The organism is Hufsiella ginkgonis, assembly GCF_009834915.1.
GTDB classification, from domain to species: Bacteria; Bacteroidota; Bacteroidia; order Sphingobacteriales; family Sphingobacteriaceae; genus Hufsiella; species Hufsiella ginkgonis.
The window spans coordinates 1-23,864 of the sequence record NZ_WVHS01000007.1; the positions used below are offsets into that span (position 1 = coordinate 1).

At 53.3% G+C, this 23,864-nt stretch carries 16 protein-coding genes; 4 read left to right on the plus strand and 12 right to left on the minus strand.

The window, feature by feature from the left end:
• The 3 genes from GS398_RS21440 to GS398_RS21450 form a co-directional block, all read left to right on the plus strand.
• A partial coding sequence (locus tag GS398_RS21440) for a T9SS type B sorting domain-containing protein (protein WP_160908894.1) occupies window positions 1–946 on the plus strand: 946 nt, incomplete at its 5' end.
• Window positions 947–974: 28 nt separating this feature from the next.
• Complete coding sequence (locus GS398_RS21445; protein ID WP_160908895.1) at window positions 975–1,961, plus strand: PorP/SprF family type IX secretion system membrane protein; 987 nt, start codon at window positions 975–977, stop codon at window positions 1,959–1,961.
• 11 nt (window positions 1,962–1,972) lie between these two features.
• Entirely contained in the window at window positions 1,973–4,021 is a 2,049-nt protein-coding gene (locus tag GS398_RS21450) for an OmpA family protein (protein ID WP_202406176.1), read from the plus strand.
• A gap of 53 nt (window positions 4,022–4,074) precedes the next feature.
• Here GS398_RS21450 and GS398_RS21455 read toward each other — a convergent pair whose 3' ends face one another.
• From GS398_RS21455 to rhaT, 9 genes are all read right to left on the minus strand, one after another.
• A complete protein-coding gene (locus GS398_RS21455; protein WP_160908896.1) occupies window positions 4,075–5,109 on the minus strand; it encodes an Ig-like domain-containing domain in 1,035 nt (344 codons plus the stop codon).
• A 61-nt stretch (window positions 5,110–5,170) separates the two neighbouring features.
• The gene (locus tag GS398_RS21460; RefSeq protein ID WP_160908897.1) at window positions 5,171–6,274 is read right to left on the minus strand and encodes a hypothetical protein; all 1,104 of its coding nucleotides are present in this window, start codon (window positions 6,272–6,274) and stop codon (window positions 5,171–5,173) included.
• A 146-nt stretch (window positions 6,275–6,420) separates the two neighbouring features.
• On the minus strand, window positions 6,421–7,005 hold the full coding sequence (locus tag GS398_RS21465) for a LutC/YkgG family protein (RefSeq protein ID WP_160908898.1): 585 nt from the start codon (window positions 7,003–7,005) through the stop codon (window positions 6,421–6,423).
• Between the two features lie 5 nt (window positions 7,006–7,010).
• Entirely contained in the window at window positions 7,011–8,384 is a 1,374-nt protein-coding gene (locus GS398_RS21470) for a lactate utilization protein B (protein ID WP_160909004.1), read from the minus strand.
• Window positions 8,384–9,118: a (Fe-S)-binding protein gene (locus GS398_RS21475; protein WP_160909005.1), complete on the minus strand. Its 735-nt coding sequence runs from the start codon at window positions 9,116–9,118 to the stop codon at window positions 8,384–8,386. The genes GS398_RS21470 and GS398_RS21475 overlap by 1 nt, the downstream gene beginning before the upstream one ends.
• A gap of 83 nt (window positions 9,119–9,201) precedes the next feature.
• Window positions 9,202–10,605: an FGGY-family carbohydrate kinase gene (locus GS398_RS21480; protein WP_160908899.1), complete on the minus strand. Its 1,404-nt coding sequence runs from the start codon at window positions 10,603–10,605 to the stop codon at window positions 9,202–9,204.
• 99 nt (window positions 10,606–10,704) lie between these two features.
• Window positions 10,705–11,979 (minus strand): sugar isomerase, encoded by a 1,275-nt coding sequence (locus GS398_RS21485; RefSeq protein ID WP_160908900.1) that lies wholly within the window; start codon window positions 11,977–11,979, stop codon window positions 10,705–10,707.
• 79 nt (window positions 11,980–12,058) lie between these two features.
• Window positions 12,059–14,179, minus strand: a complete 2,121-nt coding sequence (locus tag GS398_RS21490) for a bifunctional aldolase/short-chain dehydrogenase (RefSeq protein ID WP_160908901.1) — start codon at window positions 14,177–14,179, stop codon at window positions 12,059–12,061.
• A 32-nt stretch (window positions 14,180–14,211) separates the two neighbouring features.
• On the minus strand, window positions 14,212–15,303 hold the full coding sequence (gene rhaT, locus GS398_RS21495; RefSeq protein ID WP_160908902.1) for an L-rhamnose/proton symporter RhaT: 1,092 nt from the start codon (window positions 15,301–15,303) through the stop codon (window positions 14,212–14,214).
• 204 nt (window positions 15,304–15,507) lie between these two features.
• Here rhaT and GS398_RS22765 point away from each other — a divergent pair, with 204 nt between their 5' ends.
• Window positions 15,508–19,110, plus strand: a complete 3,603-nt coding sequence (locus GS398_RS22765) for a gliding motility-associated C-terminal domain-containing protein (protein ID WP_160908903.1) — start codon at window positions 15,508–15,510, stop codon at window positions 19,108–19,110.
• A gap of 13 nt (window positions 19,111–19,123) precedes the next feature.
• Here GS398_RS22765 and GS398_RS21505 read toward each other — a convergent pair whose 3' ends face one another.
• The 3 genes from GS398_RS21505 to pdxA form a co-directional block, all read right to left on the minus strand.
• Window positions 19,124–19,912 carry a mechanosensitive ion channel family protein gene (locus tag GS398_RS21505; protein WP_160908904.1) on the minus strand — a complete coding sequence of 263 codons (789 nt, stop codon included), beginning with the start codon at window positions 19,910–19,912 and terminating at the stop codon, window positions 19,124–19,126.
• A gap of 217 nt (window positions 19,913–20,129) precedes the next feature.
• Window positions 20,130–22,577 carry an alpha/beta hydrolase family protein gene (locus GS398_RS21510; RefSeq protein WP_160908905.1) on the minus strand — a complete coding sequence of 816 codons (2,448 nt, stop codon included), beginning with the start codon at window positions 22,575–22,577 and terminating at the stop codon, window positions 20,130–20,132.
• A gap of 78 nt (window positions 22,578–22,655) precedes the next feature.
• Window positions 22,656–23,711: a 4-hydroxythreonine-4-phosphate dehydrogenase PdxA gene (gene pdxA, locus GS398_RS21515; protein WP_160908906.1), complete on the minus strand. Its 1,056-nt coding sequence runs from the start codon at window positions 23,709–23,711 to the stop codon at window positions 22,656–22,658.
• Window positions 23,712–23,864: the final 153 nt, after the last annotated feature.

The following is a 23,864-nucleotide window of genomic DNA, read 5'->3' on the forward strand; positions in this document are numbered from 1 at the left end:
TACCAATACCACCATAACCGACCCAGTTCCCGCAAATACCACTTACGTAGCCGGAAGCGGAGGTACCCTGAGCGGAAGCAACGTGCAGTTCACCATTCCCTCAACCGCGGTCGGGGCCGTGTCTGCCGTTACCTTCCAGGTGAAGGTGAACAACAACCTCACCGGTGTGACAAGTATCTCTAACCAGGCCAGCGTAGTGAACGGAACCACCACCACCCAGACAGGTCCCGAGGACCCGCAGAACCCGGTAACGCCCGGCAGCCCGCAGAACCCGAACAACCCGACGCCAATACCGGTATCGATCGATGTTGCATTTACCGCAACCCTGTCTGTAGTTACCAGCAACCCAGACGGCAAGGCACATCCCGGCGACGAACTGAGCTTCACTATTAAGGTTACCAATACCGGTAGCGGTCCCATTACTAATCTTCTTGCTACCAACATAATTCCCCAATTCACGGATTACGTAACCAATAGCGGCGGATCTTCTAATGGCGATATGCTCTCCTTCAGCATCCCCGCATTGGCCGTGGGCGCATCCATGGACCTTACCTACAAGGTGAAAGTTGAAGCAGCCCTTGGCGGTGTGAAGGAGATCTCCAGCGTGGCTAACGTAAGCGCAGGCGCTGCTTCTGTGCAAACCAATACAGTTAAAGTGGATGTGGCAGGAGGCAACGATCTCTTCATCCCTAACACCTTTACTCCCAACAGCGATGGCAAGAACGACATTCTCTATGTATACGGAAGCAGTATCAGCAGCATGAAGTTCAGGATTTACAACCAGTGGGGTCAATTGATATTCCAAACCACCTCGCAGCCACAAGGATGGGACGGTACCCATAAAGGAGAACTGCAGCCTTCCGGGGTATACGTTTACTATGCCGACATCTCTTTCAGTACCGGTAAAACGATTACCCAAAAAGGTACTATCAGTTTATTACGCTAACAGTTTGAACCCGTTAAACATACCTGCTATGAAAACATTTAAAATTATCACCCTGGTTCTTTCGCTGTGCTGTTTCAGCGCTACAGCACAAATAGATCCGCACTTTTCGCAATACTATTCCTTCCCTATGTGGTTAAACCCTGCGCTTACCGGCGTAATCGACGGGGACTACCGCGCCTCCCTGAACGCCAAAAGCCAGTGGAACTCCATCGCGAACCCCTATTCTACGTTCGGGGCATCATTTGACAAAGCGCCCGCCAAAAATCTCGCCTTTGGCGCTACAGTGATCAACCAGGCCTCCGGCGATATCAGCTTCAACCACCTGAATGCCCTGGTATCTGCTTCGTACCGCCTTCGCTTTGGGCAGTTAGGCTACAATATGCTCAACTTCGGTTTACAGGCCGGTGTAGTAAACAGGAGTTTTAATCCTAACGGGATCACCGTAGGCAGCCAGAACATTCCGGGAACCGGTTATGACGGCAGCGTCGCCCCCGACGAAACATTCTCGAATTCCTCATCGCTTATGCCCGATGTAAATGCCGGTCTCTTCTATTTCGACGGCAACCCGGATATGAACATCAACCCGTTTGCAGGGATCAGTGCTTCGCACCTTACCCGGCCGGTTGACAAATTCCTGTCGAGCAATGAGCGCATCCCCATCCGGTACACCGCACATGGCGGCGTACGCATAAAAGTGAACGAGACGCTCGATCTTACCCCGAACGGCCTGTACATGCGCCAGGGATCCGCCCGCGAATCTATGGTAGGCGTTTACGGACGCGTGATGCTCCAGAATGACTCGGACCTGCTGCTCGGCTCCTCGTTCAGGTTTAACGATTCGGCCATCGGCTTTGCCGGCTTCCACATCAAGAACTTCATTTTTGGGGTAAGTTATGATTTTAATACCTCGACCCTGCAACGCGCGTCGGATGGCCGCGGCGGGTTGGAGTTTTCGTTGTCCTTTACACGTCGCGGCAGCATTGTCGGGCCTAACTTTTTTTGTCCACGGTTATAAATCTCACAGCCATGAAAATCGCTATCCCTATCCTGTCTCTCCTGGTCCTGCTTGTGGTAAACCCGGCGAGATCTCAGTACGTGGTTGATTATCAGCGGGTAGCTGATACCTATTTCCAGCACAAGGAGTACTATGCGGCGGCGCAGTACTACCAGAAGGCCCTCGACCTGATCCCTTCGCCTACCACCGAAACGGCTGTCCCGTTTGGAAAAGCTCCTTCGGGTAAGATGCAGCGGAAACGATCGGACTATGAGAAGATCATCTTTCGCCTTGCAGAATCACTCCGCTTATACAAGGACTACCTGAATGCCGAAAAATGGTACGCCATTGCGAAAGGATTTTCAGACAAGCAATACCAGTCTGCAGCATTCTGGCACCCCGTATGCTTGCGGGCGAACCAAAAGTTTCGTGAAGCGCTCTCGGGCTTCGGGCAATACCTGGCCAGCTCGCCCGCCGACGATAACCTTAAAAAACGGGCCAACCTGGAAATCGCCGATTGCCGGTTCGCCATCCGCGAGCTCGATTATCCGCGGCTCTACCGGCTCACCAAGCTTGCCGGCCGGCTCAACTCGGCCGGGTCGAACTACGCGCCTGTATGGATAAATAACCAGCTATATTTCACTTCTTCACGGCCTATTGACGTAGATGGCAAAAAAGAATACCTCAGCAGTGACGAAGACAGCAAGGTGAGGATCGCCAAAAAAGAAAGCCCCTACGTAAACGCCATCTACCAGCTTTCGGGCGAACCGTCACAGGCCACCAACGAGGTAAAAAAACTAACCCTGCTAAAAGACATGGAACAGGCTGCGCCGACTTTTAACCCGGCCGGGAACCGCATGTATTTTACTGCCTGGCAAAACAAAGGGGAAAAGGACAAACATGCCATCTACACCTCTCAACGCGACGATAAGGGCGAATGGAGCGCCCCGGTGATCGCAGGCGGCATGGTGAATGCGGCCGGATTTAACTCGATCCAGCCTTGCCTTACCAAAGATGGCCGGTACCTGGTATTCTCTTCCGACCGGCCCGGCGGGTTTGGAAAATACGACCTATGGTATGCCCCTGTAAACGGCGACGGCACCTTTGGGCACCCCCTTAACATGGGTGCCGCCGTAAATACTGCCGAAGACGAAGAAGCGGCCTCCTGGCTTTCCGCCGTGGGGAAACTGGTATTCAGCAGCAACGGCAGGACAGGCATGGGCGGATTCGACTTCTACGAAACCACCGGGTCTTTCGCAACCAACACCTGGAAAAGCCCGGTAAATAAGGGTAACCCGTTTAACTCTTCCAAAGACGACATGTACTTTACCGCGACCGACGATGCCGGCAATGCGGGCTTTATCAGTTCCGACCGCGAGTCGCTCTGCTGCCTGGAGCTGTTTAAGATCGAACAAACCAGCCTTGCCGTTAGCGGCCAGCTGACTGATTGCGTTACCGGTAAACCGCTGCAGGGCGTTACCGTCAGGCTAACCGACTCGTTGGATAAAACCGAGCTCGGCAAGATGGTAACCGCGCAAAACGGCACGTACCATTTTGCGCTTACCACGCGCAGGCCGCTGTTAATGGTGGCTTCAAAAACGAAATACTTCTCCAAATCGATCTTTATTGACCCGGTACATAACGCCACCGACACGCTCGTCAACCCATCCATTTGCCTGGATACGTACCAGGTGAACAAGCCTGTCATCGTGAAAGACGTATACTATGAGTTCGATAAGAGCGAGCTCACCGCATCTTCGAAAACGGTGCTCGACAAGCTGGTGAAAACCATGGCAGACAATCCCAATATACGCGTGGAGATAGGCGCCCATACCGATAATAAAGGCACCGAAGCCTACAACCTCGAACTTTCGCTGCGCAGGGCGGAATCTTGCGTACAATACCTGGTTTCTCAGGGAATAGATGCCGAAAGATTAACCAGCCGCGGCTACGGCGAAAGCATGCCGATCGCCCCGAACACCCTGGATAACGGGAAAGACAACCCCGACGGCCGGTCAAAAAACCGTAGAACTGAATTTAAGGTCACCAGGGACGATATCCTCTCCGCGAAAGGCGGATAGAACCAACCGGAAGCAGGGGCGGGACGATGGCGCGGCCGGCCCCTGCCGGAAGGTTAGCGGATAACAAACCTCTTTTCATAATATCTTTCATTGCGCTTGGCATCGCGGGTAACGTCACGATCAAAAAGCCGGTTCAGGTTATTGCCGGCAAGGTCCTCGAGCCGCGAATTTACATCCAGGCGGTACGTCCCTTTTTTCCACGGCTCGCGCGGGATAAAGGTAAGCGAATGATCGTTCTTGCCCACCTGCAGCTTCCCGGGCAGCAGCCTTCCCCCCGCAGTGATCAATACAACCGATTCCGGCAGGAGAAAGTGATCAAGCGGCTCGTCGGTAACTATTTCAAGCGGCGCAACGCTTCCCGCCGCAGGCAGGGTTAATTGCCAATGCGCCAGGTCGGGCGTTTTATCGTCTCTTGCTCCCGCGATAAATTTCTTGTAAAATGACTTTTCCAGGGATTTTCCATGGCGGTCCTTCCAGTCGCCGGAAACCTGCAGCGTATACTTCCGCGAGCGGACCAGCGGATTTCCCATCTCCTGGTTAGGCGCCAGCTCCCGCTTTATCCTGCCGGGATCGAGCCATACGGTAAGCACGGTGCCGGAAGGATCCCACAGTTCTGTTTGCAGGTGAAGGAACACATCGGGCAACACCTCATTTTTATCGTTCAGCAGCGCAATATGGTCGAGCGCTTCGCCTTCCCTCATGGGGGCCGAAAACTCGAAATAGAACTTCAACAGGTTCTCCGGGAGGGTATCGAGGGAGGGGTATACCGCCGTTACCATCGGCCTGGAGACCACCGTTTCGCCGGGAACGGTTAAAATACCGATGGATCTCTCCTTGTAAAAAACTTCGTACGAAGCGCCGCGGGAGAAAGGAACAAGGGGCTGAAAGGTTATATTTCCCCCGCCGGCATTGATAACGGTGCCAAGCATCGGCTCAACAGGGCTTCCCGTTACCAGTTTAACGCGTAATACTGTATCAGCGTCAGGGTAACCGGTAACAAGGTGCGCAGGAATAATAATCGCAACCGCCTTTCCGTTCTGCCAGCGAAAGCCCAACCCGCCTTGCTTTGTACACGAGCAAAAGTGCATGAATAACAAAAATGCCAGGCTATACGGTATCGCATGCCTGGCATTTTTTATGACCGGGAGCCTATAAGTTCTGCCCATTCGATGTCCAGAGGTCCAGTTCGCCGGTTGCTCTTTTCTGTAAAACGATGGCGCGGGAATCATCCAGCTTATCCAGCTGAACAACTTTCTCGAGCGGCAACACCGCGAAGGTCACCCCGGCAGTACCGGCAACACGCTCGGTAAGCGTTCCTTCAAACTGCTCGATATTCTTGTAATTTACCTTTGCCACCGGGCGGCGGTCGTTGGCCAGCACCAGGAATGAATTGCCGCCCCCGCTTAGCCTCACCATATCCACGGGCGTATTGCCATTCCCCATTTCGGCAACCGTACGGCCTTTGATGTGCGCGCCTGCGGTAAGCTCGTCCAGCGGGAAAACTACCAGCGGCGTACAGGTATAGCTGGCAATCAGGTACTTTTTGCCGTTTAGCTCACCGGTGGTAAAGGTGCGGATAGGCGAAGTAGTTTCGAACCGGCCGTGCGAAGCATGATACATTTCCAGCGATGCGTCATCCTGTTTCCCGGTAAAAGGGAACGGAATGCTCCGGAAAGAAGAGCTGAATTCTTTATTTGACAGGCCGCTCACCAGCAGCTTGCCGTCGGCATAGCCGATATCTGAAATGGTCGACACACGTAGTGAACGCCCGCGGGCATCTTTTGCGTCCTCCGCCGCTACGTTGTTAAGGGCGACGGACGAAAACCGGACATCGTTCATTGGTACCGCCTGCAATTTATCTCCTTCGAGCTTCAGCAGCGCGGGCGAGCCATCGGCAGTTTGTACCGCGAAATAGATCTTTTTAGAGATCGGGTTCACCACCATGTCAAGGATGGTCACGTTTTCTTTAGTGGTACCCAATGCATCGGCCAATTTCTGGTCAAATGCCCTGATATCTGTCGGTTGCGGTTTATCCGTACGTTTCGTATCTTTCGTATCGATGGCGAATACGGCGGCGCTCTTAGAATCGCCGACAAACAAAATTCCGTCCGGACCAAACGTTAACGCACTTACCGACCTGATCTCCGGTGTACCGGTTACGAAACCGTTCGGGGAAACTTCCGTGCGGTTGATCCCTGCAAACAGGAAAACTCCCGCGAGGCCGGCAGCGGCAAAAAGAAGTGATTTCTTCATCATCATTGAGTTTTAGGTGATTAAATAGCCCGGGCGCTTCTTCCCGGGCCCGGTGAATACGGAAAACGAGGTAAAATAGTTGGCTAACAATCGTTTAAACTCAAAAATACGATTATGTGCACACAATGGGTAATGTCGCAGATTCTTTACAATCCCACCAGGAAGATGGTCATACTGCGCGGGCCGTGGGCACCAAGCACCAGCGACTGCTCGATATCCGCCGTTTTGGAAGGGCCAGCAATAAAGGCGGCAAAACCATAAGCGCCTTCGGCGATCCGGTCATAAGCCTGGTGCATAGTAGGAACGATCTGTTCTGCCGTTACCACCATCGCCAGGTGCTGGGTGATAAAAGGCAATACGCGATGCCCCATCAGGTCTTCGGTGATCCAGCAGGCGCCGTTTTCCGCTACCGCGAAGTGCGGCTGCAGGATGGTCACGTCTACGTTCTCCAACGTATGCGGATCTGTAGCCGGGGAAATATCGTTTTCGGCGATCTCCGCCAATTCCGGGATAAATGAAACGATCCGCCCGCCCTGGAACAGTTCGGCGATCCTTGCCGGGATCTCCGCTACCGAGCCGATCCCGACTACACGCGCACCGATAGCCGTAACCACGGCGGCAAACTTCTCCACCAGGTCACCTGCCGGGAAATTCATCCCAGGATCGGGAGGTAAAGGTTGGCTGGCGGGTTGATTGGCGGCCACGGCGGCCAGGATTTTTTCACGCGACATAGGGCTCAGTTCCTGTTCTTTTTATACCATTCCCCAAATGATTCGGCCGGCGGCTCCGGCATCTCCCGCTGTTTATACCAGGGGTTCATTTGGTTACTTACCGCAAACGGCGCATATTTCAGGAATAAGCGGCCAGATTTGCCCGCAAAACGATACAATGCCGGCGACGATAAGGTGAAAGCCATCGCTTTCATGCTTACGCTTTTAACGGTAGCCGCATAGCCTTCCTGTACAATCACCTGCCGCCACTTATAGAGCTGGTCGTGGATATCGATCTTCACCGGGCAAACGTTAGAACAGGACCCGCAAAGCGTAGAAGCAAACGGGAGATCGGCATACTCCTTCATATCCAGGTTAGGGGCAAGGATGGCGCCGATCGGTCCGGCGATTGCGTTGTGGTAACTATGCCCCCCGCTCCTGCGATACACCGGGCAGGTGTTCATACACGCGCCGCAGCGGATACATTTTAAAGAATTGCGGAACTCTTTCCTGCCAAGCTGCGCGCTGCGCCCGTTATCTACCAGGATAATGTGCATCTCCTGTCCTTTGCGCGGCGTTTTAAAATGGCTTGAGTAGGTTGTAACCGGCTGCCCCGTTGCGCTTCGCGTAAGCAACCGCAGGAAAACGCCCAGGTGTTTCCGTTTCGGGATGAGCTTCTCGATTCCCATGCTGGCAATGTGCACATCCGAAAGATGCGCCCCCATATCGGCATTGCCTTCATTGGTGCATACCACAAATTCGCCGGTTTCGGCTATGGCGAAGTTAACCCCGGTGAGGGCGATCCTGCGGGTAAGAAACGTTTCGCGCAAATGCTGGCGCGCAGTTTCGGTTAATACCTGGGGGTCCGACATTCCTTTTTCCGTACCCAGGTGCCGGTGGAAGATCTCGCCGATCTCTTCTTTCTTTTTGTGGATACAGGGAAGCACGATATGGCTCGGCGGCTCTTTCGCCAGCTGAACGATCAGCTCGCCCAGGTCGGAATCGACCACGCTGATGCCCTGCCCGCCCAGGTACTCGTTGAGGTGACACTCTTCGGTGAGCATGGATTTGCTCTTCACAATGCGCTTTACATCGTGCTTTTCCAGGATCGAATGCACAATCCGGTTATGCTCGGCCGCATTGGCCGCCCAATGCACAATGATGCCGTTGGCCAGTGCGTTGGCTTCGAACTGTACCAGGTAATCCGAAAGGTTCGAAAGCACATTATTTTTGATCTGCGAGGCGGTTTCCCGCAGCAGCTCGAACTCGGGGATCCCGTGGGCAGCCCGGTCGCGCTTTTGCCGAACCCACCAAAGCGTTTCGTCGTGCCAGTTTACACGGGGCTCATCTTCGTTAAAAACGTCAGAGAGTTGTGCGTGGTCTTTATGAGTTCTTTCCATCATCCGGCGTTTAATATCTCCGCAATATGCATCACTTTTACCCCGCTCTTCTTTCTCCTGAGAATTCCTTCCATATGCATCAGGCATGACATATCTGCCGCGGTAATAAACTCGGCGCCATGTTTCAGGTGATCTTCCACCCGGTCTTTCCCCATTTTAACGGAAACCGCCTCTTCGGCCACGCAAAACGTGCCGCCAAAACCGCAGCATTCGTCCATACGGTCGAGCGGAACAAGTTCCAGGTCTTTCACCATATTCAGCAGGTAGCCCGGTTTTGAAAACCCCGGCGCCACCAGTTCCGTCATTTGCGATAGTTTGAGCCCGCGCTGCCCGTGACAGCTTTGGTGCAAGCCCACCTTATGCGGGAACCTGGCTTCCAGGTTTTCGACTTTCAGCACATCTGTTAAAAACTCGATCAGCTCGTAGATCTTTCCGCGAACGGATAAGGCCTTATCCTCTTCCTGCCCAGAATGGAGGTGGTCTTTTACATGGAGTACGCAGCTTCCCGAAGGGGCCACGATATAGTCGTATCCCGAAAAATTCTTGATAAACAGGTCGTTACACCCATGCGTGAGGTGCTCAAAGCCAGAATTGGCCATGGGCTGCCCGCAGCAGGTCTGACCTGCCGGGTAGTGCACATCAACGCCCAGCTTTTCCAGCAGCTGCAAGGTGGCAATGCCGGCGTTGGGATAAAACTGGTCGACGTAACAAGGAATGAATAAGCCTACGGTCATCTTTTTACTGTCGCCCAAGTTCACATTTTTAGCCTGATTATCCATCGTTCGCCGCTCATTATTCATTAACACCAATTCACCATTCATTCATCACTCTTAGCCAAAGCCTGGGTTACGGAATAATATTTAAGTTCGATAATGTCACCTGGCAGCGTCCGCGTATTCCAGTGTTTGTGGATCGCTACGGCAGTACCGATGGCCGTGGCCTGCGCCATAGATGCGGCATAAACTTCCCTCCCGGGAAATACCGAGGCCAGGAGGTTCATGTAAATGGCGTTCTTGCTGAAGCCACCATCCACGAAAATGCGCTTCACATTCGAGTTTTTAAGCACCAGTTGGGTCGAGCGGTATTGCTGCCCGATAATGTCGGAGATCAGCTGGTGATAGGCTTCCACATCATCCGCAAAAGCAGCCAGGTCGCGCTGTCCGAACAGCGATGCCGTAAGCGGCGCCTCTGTTTCGCGCGGCGTTTCGTTCCGTCCGCGTAGCTTTAACCGGTCTATCACCCCGGGGTCGTAATCCATGTTGCGATAAACGGCGGCCGAGGTATTAAAATGCTCGGTGATCCGTTTCACCTGCTGCTCGTGTTCAAACCCGGCGAACAGGCGCGAAGCCTTTACCGGCGTACCTTTATAGCCCATATAGCAAAGGCAATCGAGTTCCAGCTCTTCCCTGGTGAGCGGGTTGTTATTAAAGGGATTAAGCGATATGCACCAGGTACCTGTAGAAATGAGCACGAAAGGCTCGGTGAAATTCACCAGGTAGGGGATCAGCGCAGCCGAACTATCGTGAAGCCCTACGCCCACCGAATAGTTATTTCCCGGGAACGCTGCCGGTACCACGCTGTCTGAAGCGATGATGGGCGCCATCTTTTCAAGGATGCCTTCATTGCCAAGCCAGCGGTGATAGGTATTCCGGTTAAAGTTCCACAGGTTGGTGTGGCAGCCGATGCTGGTAATATCCGAACAGGGAATGCCGGAGATCAGGTAGCTCAGGTACTGCGGCAGGTGCAGCGCATATTTTATTTTCGCGAACATTTCCGGTTTCTCATGCCTGATGCGGTACAGCTGCATGCCCGAGTTCAGGCTGCCCAGCACCGGGGAGGCGGTGGCTACAGAAAAATCCGCCTCGCCGCCATACTGGTCGTAAAATTGCTTTTTCAGCGCCTCCGGGTATTCTTTAAGATAATTGTAAAGCGGGGCGACCGGCTCGCCGTTCTCGTCGATATAAACAAAACTGGCGCCGTAGGCCGAAAAATTGATGGCTTTGATCTCGAATTCCTTTTTCTTAAACACTTCGCGCAGCGAATCGAAAACAGACAACCTCAGGCTTTCGAGATTTTCGCAGGGGTCGCCATCTTCGTCCACCGTTTCGATAAACCGGGCCGAGCGCTCGTGCACCATGTTGTAATGCTCATCGAAAAGAAACAGCTTCTTGTTGGTTTTTCCAACGTCGAAAATGGCGATTACGGGGGTTGTAGAACTCATGTATAATCTATCTTGTTGGTTTTCAGCGATCAGTTGTCAGCGATCAGTTTCGCACGGCGCCGTATATAAACTGATCGCTGACAACTGACAACCTGCAACTCAAAGCCCTGTTGCTACGGTCTTCAATCCTCTACCCGAAATAAGTTTCTCTCTTACTTTCAGGTCGCGGTATAACTTAATGGGGTTTGCGGCGCCGCCGGCACGAAGCCGGGCTTCGGCCACAATGGCGCGCAGATCGGTACGGAAGGTGCCCTGCAGGATCTCCTGGCAACGCACCACATCGCTCTCTGCCTGTGCTTCCGCCAGCGCCTTACGGTCGACCAGCAGGGCCTGTGCGTAGGCCAGCATAATGGCTTCAACAGATTGCAGCAGGTCTTCGAGCGGGTCCTTTACGTTGTGTGAAGCGTCGATCATCCAGCCCAGCCCGGTGGCGTGGTCCATACCGCGGGCATCCATTCCTTCCACCAGTTCGTTAAAGATGAGGAACAGCTGGTACGGTTTAATGCTTCCGGTGGTCAGGTCATCGTCGCCGTATTTAGAATCATTGAAGTGGAAACCGCCCAGCTTGCCTTCCATCAGCAACAAGGCAACGATCTGCTCGATGTTGGCATTTGGCAGGTGGTGGCCCAGGTCGACAAGCGTATATGCCTTCGGCCCGAGCTTGTTGGCGAATAACAGCGACTGCCCCCAGTCTCCCACGGTAGTGGAATAGAAGTTTGGCTCATAGGCTTTGTACTCCACGAACACTTTCCAATGGTCAGGCAGCGCCTCGTAGATCTCCTGCAGGCTTTCGAGGGTATTCTGGAATGCTTTGCGCATGTTCAGCTGGCCCGGGAAAGTCGATCCGTCGGCGAGCCACACGGTTAACGCGTCCGAACCGAGATCGATGCCGTGCTTAATTACCTCGATATTGTGCTCGATGGCCTGTTTCCTGATCGCCTTGTCTACATTCTGCAGGGAACCGAACTTATAGCTGTGGGCCTGGTTCGGCTGGTCCTGGAAGGTATTCGAGTTTACGGCGTCGAATTTCAGTTCGTATTGGGCCGCCAATGCCTTGATCGAAGCGATGTTCCCGGGAATATCCCAGGGAATGTGCAGCGAAATGGCGCCGCTGGAACGGTTCAGTTTATGCAGCAGCCCGATATCCTCCATTTTTTCCTCCAGGTTACGCGGCTCGCCACCACCCGAAAAACGTCCAAAACGTGTACCCCCGGTCCCCAGCGCCCAGCTTGGGATAGCTACCTGGAACTTTACCAGTTTCTCTATAATTTGTTCAGCACCGGGAACCTCCGAAGCGGCAAAATCAAATCTTCGCCGATGATCAGCCTGTAGCTGGCTGTTATGCTCTTCTATTTGATAGTTTTCTATTTGCATGATTGTTCTTATTTTGCCGTCAGCGTCAGCGCCCCGCACGGGCTGCGATGACTGAACAGCTGACCGCTGACTACTGAAGTTATCTATAAAATCCCATCGCCACTCCCCCGTCCACGTTCAGGGCGTTGCCGGTCGACTTATTCAGCAGGCCACCCACGAACGCGTAGCAGGCATTCGCAATGTCGTCTGGTAGGATCACTTCGTTAAGCAAGGTACGTTTCGCGTAGTAAGCGGGCAATTCCGCCACGGTAATGCCGTATGCTTTTGCACGGCCTTCCGCCCAGCCGCCCGCCCAGATGTTGCTGTCGGCGATCACGGCATCCGGGTTAACGGTGTTTACGCGGATCTTATCAGCGCCCAGCTCTGCCGCCATTAAGCGGGTAAGGTGTGCCTGTGCGGCTTTTGCAGAACCGTAACCGGGGTTATTCGGACCGGCAACTACGGCGTTCTTCGATACGATGTTCACGATATCGCCGCCGATGGCTTGTTTACGCATCATCTCTACACCAGCCTGCGACACCAGGAACTGGCCTTTCACCAGGATATCGTACAGTTTATCCCACTCTTCGATCGAATGATCGGCAATGGACTTCGAAATGCTGATGCCCGCGTTGTTCACTACGATGTCTACACCGCCAAAAGCGAGCGCCGCATCGGCGAAGGCATCGGCAATAGAAGCTGCGTTAGTAACATCAAGGATGGTAGTTGACGACGAATCCTTACCATAAGCTTTCTGGAACTCGGCTTTCGCACCGTCCAAACGTTCCTGGTTAATGTCGTTGAGGATGACGCATGCGCCTTCTTCGGCGAATTTCTTCGCGATCGCTTTGCCGATACCGCCCGCACTGCCGGTAACCAGCGCAATGCGTCCCGACAGCGCCTTTGGCTTTGGCATCCGCTGCAGCTTGGCTTCTTCGAGCAACCAGTATTCGATATTAAAAGCTTCCTGCCGGGGAAGCGAAGTATATTCCGAAATCGCTTCGGCACCTTTCATCACGTTGATGGCGTTGATGTAGAACTCGGCGGCAACACGCGCCGTTTGTTTATCTTTCGAGAAAGAGAACATGCCCACGCCGGGGTAAAGGATCACTACCGGGTTGCTGTCGCGGATAGCCGGGCTGTTAGGATGCTTGCAGGTCTCATAATACTCCTGGTACATTTTACGGTACGCTTCGAATGCCGGGGCAAGTTTTTCCTTAAGGGCTTTAACGTCCGAAAGGTCTTCTGCAGGCTCGAGGTCAAGCACCAGCGGGCTGATCTTGGTACGCAGGAAGTGGTCGGGACAACTGGTACCCAGGGGTGCCAGCCGGCCGAGATCGTTCGAGTTGATAAATTCCAGGATGCGCGGATCGTCGGTAAAGTGGCCGATCATTTTGCGCTCGCTGGAACAGAACCCGCGGAGTACCGGCGCCAGGGAAGCGGCCTGTTTGCGGCGATCGTCGGCAGCGGGGCTCTGGATCTTCGGACCGCCGAAGGCAGCTCCTTTTTTCGCATAGCTTTGCTCAAGATAGTCAGCGCAAGCTTCAATCACCTCAAGGGTGTTGATATAGCTTTCGTAAGCCGTATCACCCCAGGTGAATAAACCGTGCGACCCCAGCATAATACCGCGGATGCCAGGGTTCTCGTCGAGGCATTGCTTCAGCATCAGGCCCAGCTCAAAGCCTGGTTTCTGCCATTTTACCCAGCCGATCTTTCCGCCGAACAATTCCTTGGTGATCTTTTCGCCGTCTTTCGCTGCCGCAATGGCGATGGCGGCATCAGGGTGCAGGTGATCGATGTGCCTGAACGGCAGGAATCCATGCAGCGGCGTATCAATGGAAGGGGCCTTAGAATCGAGGTCGTAAATGCAATGGTTGAACAACTCTACCATCTCGTCCTCGTGCTCGATACCGCGATAAATATTTTTCAGGCTGCGCAACCGGTCTACGTACAGCGCGGCTAACCCGCTCTTTTTCAAAGTGCCCAGGTCGCCACCGGAACCTTTTACCCACATTACTTCTGTTTCCTGGCCCGTTAACGGGTCTTTCGCCATGGCCTTGCAGGAGGTGTTCCCCCCGCCGTAATTGGTGAGCCGCAGATCGGCCCCGAGTAAATTTGACCTGTAAATGAGCAGAGCCACTTCGTCACCGGCCAATTTTGCCGCTTCAGCTTCGTCCCACAAATAACTTACATGCTTAAAACGCGTTGTTTCGACTGACATTTCTATTCTGAATTTTTAATTTTTACTTTCTACTATTTGATGGAATTCCCGTATCCAACAATAAACACCGACAGGATAATGGTAATGATACCCACGATCACCGTTGAAAATGTTTTCTTTGACACCCCTTTCCACTCTTTTAACACGATCCCCCAGGTATTGGCGATCAGGATTATAAAGGCCATGTGAAGGATCCATGAACTGGCGCCGTTGCCCATCTTGCTTTCGCCCATACCGTAGAAAAAGAACTGAAGGAACCAGGTCGTGCCGGCAATAGCCGAAAAGAGGTAGTTCTTAAGCAGCGGTGTTTTGGCGTTGCCATAGTCGCTGAAGGTTTTATTACGCGCGTTCAGGATCATACACCAGATAAAATTGGTGAGCAGGCCTCCCCAAAGCACCACCACGTAGGTAACGTTGTTCTGGTACAGGAAATTGGTGGTTTCGGCAGGGTTGGCGGCTTTCCATAAGGCATTCGCGGTATCGGCCATGGGCTTGCCCGCCTCTATGCCGAAGCTGAAACACGCGCTTAATACGCCGGAAACGATCCCCACAAAAAGCCCGAGGCCGAATTTGTATTCTGTTTTCACTTCCACGCCATGCGGATCGGCAGACGATGACCGGAGCTCTTTTTCTTTCATCATACCCGCTTTTCCGCAAATGATAATACCGATCACGCACACCGCCAGGCCTGCCATCACGGTAAGCCCCCAGGGCGTGCTGGTAAACATCGAGAAGGTATCTTTCCCCGCTGCAGGGTTAAAGTCATAATAAATAGACGGCAGGATAGAGCCGAACACCATACACAAACCGAGGATGATGCTGCTTCCAAGCGAAACCCCCAGGTAACGCACACCCAGGCCGTAGGTGAGGCCCCCGATACCCCATAACACCCCGAACAGGAAGGTCAGGCCAAGCACGGTACCCGGCTGCTCAGCAATGATGCCGCCAAATCCCGGGATAGTTAAATACGCCGCGACAGGCGGTACGATGAGCCAGGAAAAGATCCCGCCCACGATCCAGTAGCTTTCCCAGGCCCACCCTTTCACTTTTTTGTAGGGAATGTAGAAGCTACCGGAAGCGAATCCCCCGATGAAGTGGAAAATGACACCAAAAATTGCTTGCATTGATGATTAAGGTTTACGATTGGTAAATAACGCCCTAAATTATAGAACAGTTAAACAGCACCTGTCATGTACTGTCATGAAACCGGCCAAAAAATTACGTAAAGAAATTACCGAATCGCCCCGGTAATTTTTTGCTTGCAGTTCGATATTTGATTCATACTTTTAACTTTAACCAATTTTTAAACGCTCACGGTACAAAGGATCATGGAGAAGAAGTTAGTTGTGTGGATGGGGATCATCCTTGCGTGCCTGGCTATAGGTCCTGTTTTTGGACAAGGTACCTCCAACAAGGGAACTGACTTTTGGGTCGCCTATACCGGCCACGTCGACGGAACCCGGTCCAGGCTCACGCTCTTCCTCACTTCACAAAAAGAGGCCGTGGTAAATATCAATGCCGGCGGCACCGACCTCGCCCCCGTTACCGTACCCGCCAACCAGGCTGTGCCGGTAGTGATCGATCCCAATGTGTACGGGAACGTATACATCGGTGGATCGGACCAGGTCGTTCCGCATAGCGGGATCCATGTAACCTCCGATGTGCCGATCGTGGTGTACTCGCACATCGCCATTTCGGCCAGGTCGGCGGCCACGCTGATCTTTCCTACAAAATCGCTCGGAAAGGAGTATTATACCATCGCATTTAACCAGTCGCTGAGTACGGCTACCGAAACGAAGCTCTCGGAATTTACCATCGTGGGCGTGGAAGACGCCACGGAGGTGAAGATCACGCCATCCCAGGCAAGTATAAATGCTACCCACGCCAAAGACGTTCCTTTTACCATTACTTTAAATAAGGGGGATATTTATCAATACCAGTCCGTTATCGACATCACCGGCAGCAGAATAGAAACCGTGGGTTCCTGCAAACCGCTGGCGGTATTCTCGGGAAGTACCAAAAACGGCTTCTGCGAGAGCGGAAACCCGGCAACCTCCGGCGAAGACAACCTGTACCAGCAGCTATTGCCCTTAACTGCATGGGGGAAGAACTTTGTAACCGCACCCTTTTACAATACAGTACACGGTGCTACCGATATCTTCCGGATCATCGTGGGCGCCGATAACACCACCATTAAGGTGAATGGGTCGGTCGTCAACGCCAACGCCACCCGGTTAAATAACCCGTACGCCAAGGGAAGTGTGATCACCTTTACCAGCCAAACCGCTAATACGGTAGAAGCCGACCACCCCATCAGCCTCACGCAGTTTCAAACTACGCAGTCATGCAACCCCAATAATACGGCAGGCAGGTCAGGCCCCTACGTAGGCGACCCGGAGATGACCGTTCTGAACCCCATCGAGCAAACGCTGAGCGATGTGACCGTGTACTCGGCGGTATCGAGGACCGACGCCCCGACCGCCATCGAATCCCATTACATCAATATCATCCTGCTCACGTCAGACATCCCGAACCTTAACATCGATGGGCAAGCCATACCCGCAAACCAGTTCGTGGCAATCAACAACCAATATAGCTACCTCATTTACGACGTGACCGGTTCCTCGAAAATAAACCCCTCCCACCGCATCACTTCCAAGCAAGGTTTCGTAGCAATCGCCTATGGCTATGGGCAGTACGAATCATATGGATACCTGGCCGGCTCCGACCTCAAAAACCTGAATGCCTTTATCGAGCCGAAGCTGTTGGCGAATAACACCACCGTCATCAATTCAGGATGTACCAAACAATCGTATTCGTTCTCCCTGCGTCTTCCGTATATTACCACTAATATCAAGTGGGACCTGGGCAACGGTACTTTTTATGAAGACACCAACCCCGCTTACATCACCGAAACGGGGTCTTCTGTAACTACGTATAAATATGCTTATACCGGGCCTGTGCCCGCCAGGTATACAGAGGCGAAAACATATACGGTAAAAGCAGATGTGCTTAACCCTTCGCCCAGCGGATGTGATCCGCACGAAGAGATCACGTTCGGTTTCGATATCTTCGATCCGCCGATTGCCTCCTTTACCGCCCCGGCAGAAGCCTGCGCCAAAGTAAATGTCGAATTCAAGGATACCAGCCGGGAAGGCGGCAAAAAAAACACTTCATGGCTCTGGGATTTCGGCGACAACACTAAATCCACCGACCAAAACCCCGTTCATGCCTATGCCGCCGGCAACAAGACATACACGGTAACGCTCATTACCACGGGCGAAAGCGGCTGCGAATCGCTCTCAGCCACTAAAACCATCAGGGTAAACAGCTTGCCGGTGCCGAAGTTCGAGTACACAAAACCTGCCTGCGAGACCAAACCTATGATATTTACCGACGCCTCTGCAACGGTCAACGGCACGATCACCGCCTGGACCTGGAACTTTGGCGACGGCTCCCCGGAGGAAACGTTTGCCGGCAACGCACCGGTGTCGCATACATACGCCAGCGCCGGGACCTACCAGGTAACGCTGAAGCTGACTACCAGTCTTGGGTGTACCGACATTTCGGTGGCCATACCCGTAAAAGTGGAGCCGCTGCCAAAGGTTGATTTCCAGCTTCCCGATTATTGCCTGGACGACCAAAATGCCGTTTTCACCAATAAAACGACCATTGCCGACAATTCCGCGCTCACTTACGAATGGGATTTCGGCGACCGGAATGCCAATTCCCTGCGCCCCAATCTCGCCGCAAACCGCAACGCCAGTCACCAATACACCGAAACAGGATATTACACCGTCAGGCTGAAAGTTATCTCGGCCGCAGGCTGCGAAGTTACCCTGGCCAAAGAGTTCCGGGTGAACGGAAGTGTACCGGTACCTGCTTTCAGTGTGATTAATGCCGCTACATTATGCAGCACAGAGCCTGTGAGCTTTAAGGACGAATCGTCGGTAAAGATCTTCGGCGAGCTCACCCGGATAGAATGGTATTATGATGCAGACGGCCATCCCCTCGATATGGAGGCGGATGAAGATCCCGGCCTTCGTTCGGCGCCCAAAACCTACACCCACCGGTATCCCGCCTTCCACACCGAAACAGTGGTAAGGGTAAAAGTAAAAATGAAGGTTTTTTCAGGCGGATCGTGCTTTAACGAGGTCGATAAGGTGATTGAACTGAAAGGGGTGCCCGAGGTGGTGTTTGGCCCCATCCCTTCTATCTGCCAGGAAAAAACCCCGGTAATGCTTAACCAGGCGCACGAGAAAACAGGCTTATTTAGCGGCCATGGTGAATACTCCGGGCGGGGCGTTTCAAAGTCGGGCCTGTTTAACCCGGCCGTAGCCGGACCAGGAACGCACACCATTACCTATACCTGGTTTGGCGGTAACGGATGCATAGGTCAGCAAACGGCTACCGTAGAAGTGTACCCGTCACCTACGGCCGCTGTTGCCGAAGAAAGCTTCCGCCTGCTGGAGGGAAACAGCAAAATGCTTATTGCCTCGTCGGCCGTGCCGGGTGTAACGTATAAATGGACGCCGTCTGCCGGTCTCGATCACGATGATATTCCGAACCCGGTGGCCTCTCCGACCGACGACGTTATTTACACGGTGACCGTCTCTTCCCCCAACCAGTGCACCGCTTCGGCCACCGTGAACGTTAAAGTACTAAAGCTCCCGCTGGTCCCTAATGCATTTACCCCTAACGGCGATGGCATTAATGACACCTGGAACATCAAATACCTGGCTGACTATCCCGGAGCCACGGTTGAAGTGTTTAACCGGTACGGCGAAAAGGTATTCTCCCAGAAAGGTTATGCCGCCGGTTGGGACGGAAAAACCAACGGTTACTTTCCTGTAAACGGCACTTATTACTACATCATCGATCCCAAAAACGGCAGGAAACCGATTTATGGATCGGTAGCCATTATCAGGTAGCAGGTCCTTACCGTTATTTTAACAGTTCTTCCTGTTTAAGCACGCGCATGATCGCCTCCTGCACCACCAGCTTCGAGTCCTGGAAACCGTGAGAGTTCAGCCAGATATTCACCATCAGCACATATTCCTCCTTGCTGATGGTAACGATGCCGATTCGGCGTTCGGGCGACTTAAGCACATCTGCCGACTCGTCGATCACCCGGTTAATGATCCCCTTCACCTGGTCGAGGTCGGCATCATATTTAAACTTTAGCTCGATATCCAGGCGCCGGCTTCCCTCCTGGCTGATGTTAATGATCACTTCGTTGGATAATTTGCTGTTGGGTATCACCACGGTGCGGTTGTCGAACGTGGTTACGATCGTGTAAAAGATCTCGATGGAAGTAACCGTTCCCTCCTGTCCCTGGGCGACGATGTTATCGCCTACGCGGAAAGGCTTGAGCAGCAGGATGAGCACGCCGCTGGCAAAATTCTGCAGGGTGCCCGATAGCGCCAGGCCGGCAGCCACGCCGAAGGCACCGATCACGGCGGCAAAGATGGTCATCTGGATGCCCACGATCTGCATCACGCCCAGTACCAGCAGCACACGCATGGCCGTTACCGCCAGGCTGAGCAAAAACGGCTTAAGGGAAGCGTCCACATCCTTTTTGTTCATGTGGTTATGCAGCCACCCGGAGATGAGCCGGATCACCCACAGCCCTATAAAAAAGACCGCGATGCCCAGCAGGATCCCGGGGCCATGGGTCAGGATCCAGTCGTACGCTTTATCGTAAAATTTATCGGCTTTCGCTTCGGTTGCCACAGTATTTTTTACACCGGGAACAACCGAACGTAGTATTTTGTTAGGTGCTTTATCAAAAGTCGAATTGCCAAAGAGTTGCCATAGGCTATTTCGCAGTTGTTCGTCGTTGCGCAACAATCCGTGGCCCAGCCAATAAGACGTTCCTGTTCCTGGTTGATTACCAGTTGCCTAAAAAACCCTTTAAAGGTTGGCCCTATGGACCAACCTCGCTTTACCTTCAGTTCGTTCCCGACGGGGCTTTTGCCGGCGCCGCGTTCTTTACATATTTTTCCAGCCACTGGTTTTGCTCCCAGAGCATGTGCAGCAGGTTTTCTTTACCGCGATAGCTGTGTGCCTCGTAAGGCAGGAACACAAAACGTACGGTACCGCCAAAACCTTTAATGGCACTGAACAACCGTTCGCTGTTAATGGGGTAAGTGCCGGTATTATCGTCAGAGTCGCCGTGGATAAGCAGGATCGGCGTTTTGATCTTGTCGGCATAGCTGAAAGGGCTCATTTCATAATATAGTTTTGGTTCCTGCCAATAGGTACGGTCTTCGTTCTGGAAGCCGAAAGGTGTTAAGGTACGGTTATAGGCGCCGCTCCTGGCAATACCCGCTTTAAACAGGTTGGTATGGGCCAGCAGGTTAGCGGTCATAAAAGCGCCGTAGCTGTGTCCGCCTACGGCTACACGGTTACGGTCGCCTACGCCCAGGTCCACCAGCTTGTTAATGGCCGCTTCGGCATTCAGCTGCAGTTGCTCCACGAAGGTATCATTCGGTTTCTTGCCTTCTTTGGCAACGATAGGCATTTCCGCATTGTCGAGAATGGCATATCCCTGGGTCACCCAAAAGATCGGCGACGACCATGCGATGGTGGTAAAGCGGTCCTGCGAGCCACGGATCTGGGCGGCGTCGGCGGCAGAGTTAAACTCGCGCGGGTAGGCCCAGATCACCACGGGCAGTCTTCCGTCGCGGTCTTTGTTGTAACCTTTGGGCAGGTAGAGGTCGCCGGTAAGGTCCACCCCATCTGCACGTTTGTAGGAAATTTTCTGTTTTGTAATGCCTTCCAGCTGCGGATAGGGGTTCTTAAAGTCGGTAATCGCTTTCTCTGATACCGGGGCCGATAGCTCGCGAATAAAATAGTTCGGCACCATGGTCTGCGATTCTTTGCGCGTAAGCACCGTGAGCTTCACCGGGTCTATCACATCGGTAATACTTTCAAAGGTACCAGCCGCACTGCGCCAGATGATGTCGTTCTTCCCGGTTTTCAGGTCATATTTCGCCAGGAAAGGCAGGTCGCCGTTTGGAGAAGAGCCCACCGGGTTGTTCATCAGCAGCTTGGTACCCCCATCGAGCGTGAGGATCACATTGCGGCCGTACTTGTTCTTCGTGGTAACCGGGGCGCCCGGGTTGCTGTACGCATCGGTTTGGCTGCGGTCGAACAGTTTTTCCAGCTTCCCGGTGCTTGGGTTGTACACGTCGGTGCGGTTGATCTGCGCAGAGCGAAGTCCTTCGGTAACCAATGCAAAGGTGGCGTCTCCCCAGCTGATCCCGCGGAAGCGGTATTGCGTACGGAACAACTCCTTTTGTACACCGGTAAAGGGAGCGCTCAGTGCGTATACCACATCATGGTAGGTCATTTTGTTTTTGATCAGGCCGCTGTCCAGCGGGAATGCCCAGGTAACGGTGGCCGGTTCGTCATCGCGCCAGTCGAAACCACGTGCAATGTTCTGGGTATTGTCGTTCCCGGAGGGGGTGCCTTCTGCCGATGGGAGCTCCGCCAGCGTCTTTACTACTTTACCGGTAAGATCCGTAATGGTAACCGTAGACGGGAAACCGGAAGAAGTAACGAGGTAAGAAAACGGCCTGCGGAGCGTGCGCACCATCATATACTTTTTATCCGGAGAAAGCGACACCGTACTGTAGATGGCCGGTTTGCCTATAGGTGTTTCGATACCGCCTTTGTTTTGCACCAGCTGCGAAGTGGCATAAAAGCCGAAGAGCTGCTCATCATACGGTGATTTGATCAGGTCCTGGTAAGTTACGCTCGGCGCGGCTTTGCCCAGGTTCTGCTGTATGGTAGGGCCTTTGGGCGAAAGCGGGCGTGCCGGCGCCATGGCCGCAGAAGCCGTAGTGACGCGGTAGATCACGGTATTATTGTCGAGCCAGGTAACGCCGCCGCCGCCGAAACCACCGCCCAGTACCACATTAAGCGGTTTTTTATTGTACTTAACGGCTTTATGCGTAGCTACGTCGATCATGTAGAGGTCCACGCTCTTCTGGGTGGTTTGCGTAAACATAATCTTCGACTCGTCGGGGCTCCAGCTTACGCCTCCCGCGAGGAGCGGGACCGGCAGGCCCGTTACCGGGAAGCTTTTGCCGGTACGGATATTCCGCAACGTAAAGTTATTGATGAATGACTGCCTGCTGGGGGCGAAGTTATTGGGGTTGATGCGCAGCCCCGCCACCCGGAGTTCCGGCATCGCCAGCTCTTCTACCGAAGGATAAGAGTTGCGCTCCATGAGCAGCATCCATTCAGCTTTGCTGTCGATATTTACGCCGGGCGTAGGTTTAGCCAACAAAAGGTCGGCAATTTCTTTGGGAGGAGTTTGGTAGCTTACCGCATCTTGTGCATTTGCACCTGCCGCGGCAAGCAGCAGCAAACCAAGTAGAGCTTTTTTCATGTGAACTGGATTTTGTTAAACGTAAATATACCGGCTTTCGCCGGAAGATACATGCATCCAGTATAACTAAACCGTTACTTAGTCGCGGTCTTTTGACAATTTAGCGATCCGTAGCGGGTTGGAGGTCAGGTCGGCGGTTTCGCGTCTCCGTTGAACCACTTTTACGGCGAGGAACATGGCTTCCCTGAAAGAGGTTTCAGACGCCAGGTTCTTACCGGCGATGTCGTACCCGGTACCATGGTCGGGCGATGTACGCACCACCGAAAGACCGGCGGTAAAGTTCACCCCGTTATGAAAGGCGATGTGTTTAAAGGGGATCAGTCCCTGATCGTGGTACATGGCCAGCACCGCGTCAAATTTCTTGTAGGTATGATTCGCGAAAAAACCGTCGGCCGGGTAAGGTCCGAACGCGAAGATCCCGGCATCTTTGGCCGCCTGGATAGCGGGGTTGATAATTTCCAGCTCTTCTTTCCCGATCACGCCGTTATCGCCCGCATGCGGGTTTAACCCAAGCACGGCGATCCGCGGCTTCTGGATCCAAAAGTCTGTTTTCAGGCTCTGCTGCATCAGCGCAAGCTTGGAGAGGATGCTTTCCTTGGTGATCCCGGAGGCCACTTCGCTTACGGGTACATGACCGGTAACCACCCCTACCCGGAGGTCTTCGCCTACCATGAACATCAGCGAGTCGGAGGCATTTACCCGCGACTGGATATATTCAGTATGCCCGGGAAACCTGAACTCTTCGTTCTGGATGGTGTGCTTATCGATCGGGGCGGTCACCAGCGCGTCGATCTTTCCCGACAGGAGATCGTCCATGGCGCGCTGCAGCGACTGGAACGCGAACTTGCCGCCTGTTTCGCCGGCCTGCCCCGGCTCGATCTTCACATCTTCCTCCCAGCAATTGATCATGTTCGCCCGTTTATGGTGTGCCTGGCTGGCATCGGCAATCACGTTAAAATTAAACTCCTGGATGCCCAGCGTCTTCCGGTAAAAAGACGTGATCTTGGTATGCCCGTAAACTATCGGGGTAAAAAAATCCAGGATGCGGTTCTCTGCAAGGGTCTTTATGATAATTTCGGGCCCGATCCCGTTCACATCACCGATGGAGATCCCGATTTTAATTTTGTCGCTCATACTTTTATAGGTGTACGTAACACGTTATGGGGTGCAAAATAAGGACTTTTTTTGCAACATGGTGGTAAGGCCGGACGTTTGACGTCGTACGATGTACGTTTCCTCTCCCTCTTTTAAAGAGCGCAGCTAAGCGCCCGGGCGCCGGACGTTAAA